The organism is Vibrio sp. Vb0304, from assembly GCF_033338995.1.
Classification (GTDB): Bacteria; Pseudomonadota; Gammaproteobacteria; order Enterobacterales; family Vibrionaceae; genus Vibrio; species Vibrio alginolyticus.
In genome coordinates this window covers 1-2,328 of the sequence record NZ_JAWOTT010000057.1, presented here as the reverse complement: position 1 = coordinate 2,328, position 2,328 = coordinate 1, and the positions used below count along the sequence as shown (strand labels likewise).

The following is a 2,328-nucleotide window of genomic DNA, read 5'->3' as shown; positions in this document are numbered from 1 at the left end:
ACCTTTGGTATTCCTTCTTTCAAATTGGAAAAAGGGGTCATGGAAAATCGTCGTCGGGTATTTACCGAAATGGGCGTTGAGTTCCGCATGAATGTGGAAGTCGGCCAAGATGTGCAGATGCAAGAACTGCTTGATGAATACGATGCGGTTTTCTTAGGTGTGGGCACATACAAATACATGCGCGCCGGTTTGGAAAATGAAGACGCGCCGGGCGTTTATGACGCCCTACCATTTTTGATTTCCAATACCTATAAGGTTATGGAGCTAGAACATAACCAACCGTTTATCGATATGGCTGGCAAAAAAGTCGTAGTGCTTGGTGGTGGTGATACCGCGATGGACTGCGTGCGAACTTCGATCCGTCAAGGCGCATCTAACGTGATTTGTGCCTACCGTCGTGATGAAGAAAACATGCCAGGCTCCCGTCGAGAAGTGAAAAATGCCAAAGAAGAGGGCGTGAAGTTCATGTTTAACCTTCAGCCTTTAGGTATTGAGGTTGATGCGTATGGCAAAGTTTCAGGCGTGAAAGTGGTCAAAACTGCTTTAGGCGAGCCTGATGACGCAGGTCGCCGTCGCCCAGAACCTGTAGAAGGAAGTGAACACGTACTGCCTGCCGATGCTGTCATCATGGCATTTGGTTTCCAACCTCATCAAATGAACTGGCTTACTCCGTTCAATGTTGAACTTGATCAATGGGGACGAATCAAAGCACCCAACAACCAAGAGTTTCAATATCAAACCAGCAATGAAAAGATCTTTGCTGGGGGAGACGCAGTTCGCGGTTCTGATTTAGTGGTAACCGCCATTGATGAAGGACGAAACGCAGCAGAAGGCATTCTTGATTACTTAAACGTATAGCGTCGTACCAACACTCAAAAAGGATCCAAAGATTGGATCCTTTTTTCTTTTATTACATATAATTAAATTCCTCTGTTAAGGAATAGAACTCATGAAAAAAGCCGCTCTGATGCTCATCACTTTTCTCGGCTTAACCGCATGCAGCCAAGGAGTCACTTCGATGCCAGATAGAACTCAAACCCCATGTGGAAACAAACCTAACTGCGTTTCAACACAAGACCAACGAGAAGAACACCACCTCGAACCTTTTACTCTCACCGAATCCGCCACATTGGATGCAATTGAGCAAGCAGCACTGCAACTATCGGGGGCTAAAACAGCAGAGAAAGATGGCAATTATCTGCGCATTGAATGCACATCTAAAATCATGCGCTTCGTGGATGATCTCGAATTAAAGATCGACGGGAATACTCTGATCGTGCGTTCAGAATCACGCGTAGGGTATTCCGACTTTGGCGTCAATCGAAAACGGGCCGAGCAATTACGAACCGAACTTTCTAAAGCAGAACTCATCAAATAGAAAACTGCTGACAGGGAGTGCTATACTCTCGCCGATTAAATATTTTACCTAAAGAGAGTGTTATGAAAGTTGGTATCATCGGTGCGATGGAACAAGAAGTGACCATCCTGAAAGAAGCTATGACAAACTGCCAAACCGTAAACAAAGCAGGTTGTACGTTTTTCTCTGGTCAAATTAACGATGTAGATGTAGTGCTACTACAATCTGGTATCGGTAAAGTTGCTGCGGCAGTTGGTACAACAATTCTTCTTGATGAATACCAACCAGATGTGGTTATCAACACAGGTTCTGCTGGTGGTTTCGATTCAAGCCTAAATCTAGGTGACGTAGTGATTTCTACAGAAGTGCGCCACCACGACGCAGACGTGACCGCTTTTGGCTATGAAATTGGTCAAATGGCAGGTCAACCAGCAGCATTCAAAGCGGATGAAAAACTGATGGACCTAGCGGAAAAAGCACTCGAGCAAATGGCGAATACACATGCCGTTCGCGGTTTGATCTGTACGGGCGATGCGTTTGTTTGCACGGCTGAGCGCCAAGCGTTCATTCGTGAAAACTTCCCATCCGTTATTGCGGTTGAAATGGAAGCATCAGCTATTGCTCAGACTTGCCACCAGTTCAACACACCATTTGTTGTTGTACGTGCTATCTCTGACGTTGCTGATAAAGAATCACCAATGAGCTTTGAAGAATTCCTGCCTCTAGCAGCAAAAAGCTCTTCAGAAATGGTATTCAAGATGCTGGAACTGGTTAAGTAATCCAAGTCATTCATGGAAGAAATTTTTCAGCAATTCTATGCTAACGGTGCGCTCCTCGTGATGTGGGGCGCATTACTGTTTCACCTGATCCTCCCTATTCCTCATTCCGCTCACCCTGCGACTTTATGGCGCAAGGTAGCCGAACAATTAGCAGAGAAAGTAAATAACCACCATAGCTACTCACAAAGCATT

General features: G+C 45.4%; 3 protein-coding genes and 1 pseudogene. All 4 read left to right on the top strand.

From position 1 onward, the window contains the following. On the top strand, nt 1–858 hold an 858-nt coding region (locus R7P35_RS23650), incomplete at its 5' end, for an FAD-dependent oxidoreductase (RefSeq protein WP_318092742.1). 91 nt (nt 859–949) lie between these two features. Next, the gene (locus R7P35_RS23645) at nt 950–1,378 is read left to right on the top strand and encodes a DUF1499 domain-containing protein (protein ID WP_005480841.1); all 429 of its coding nucleotides are present in this window, start codon (nt 950–952) and stop codon (nt 1,376–1,378) included. A gap of 62 nt (nt 1,379–1,440) precedes the next feature. Beyond that, a complete protein-coding gene (gene mtnN / locus R7P35_RS23640) occupies nt 1,441–2,136 on the top strand; it encodes a 5'-methylthioadenosine/S-adenosylhomocysteine nucleosidase (protein WP_005461186.1) in 696 nt (231 codons plus the stop codon). Nucleotides 2,137–2,148: 12 nt separating this feature from the next. After that, a pseudogene (locus R7P35_RS23635) lies at nt 2,149–2,328 on the top strand (adenosylcobinamide-phosphate synthase); the annotation flags it as partial.

Bases quoted from the DNA above. Each gene is read 5' to 3' on its own strand.
- R7P35_RS23645 (WP_005480841.1), top strand. From the start codon at position 950: ATGAAAAAAGCCGCTCTGATGCTCATCACTTTTCTCGGCTTAACCGCA.
- mtnN (WP_005461186.1), top strand. From the start codon at position 1,441: ATGAAAGTTGGTATCATCGGTGCGATGGAACAAGAAGTGACCATCCTG.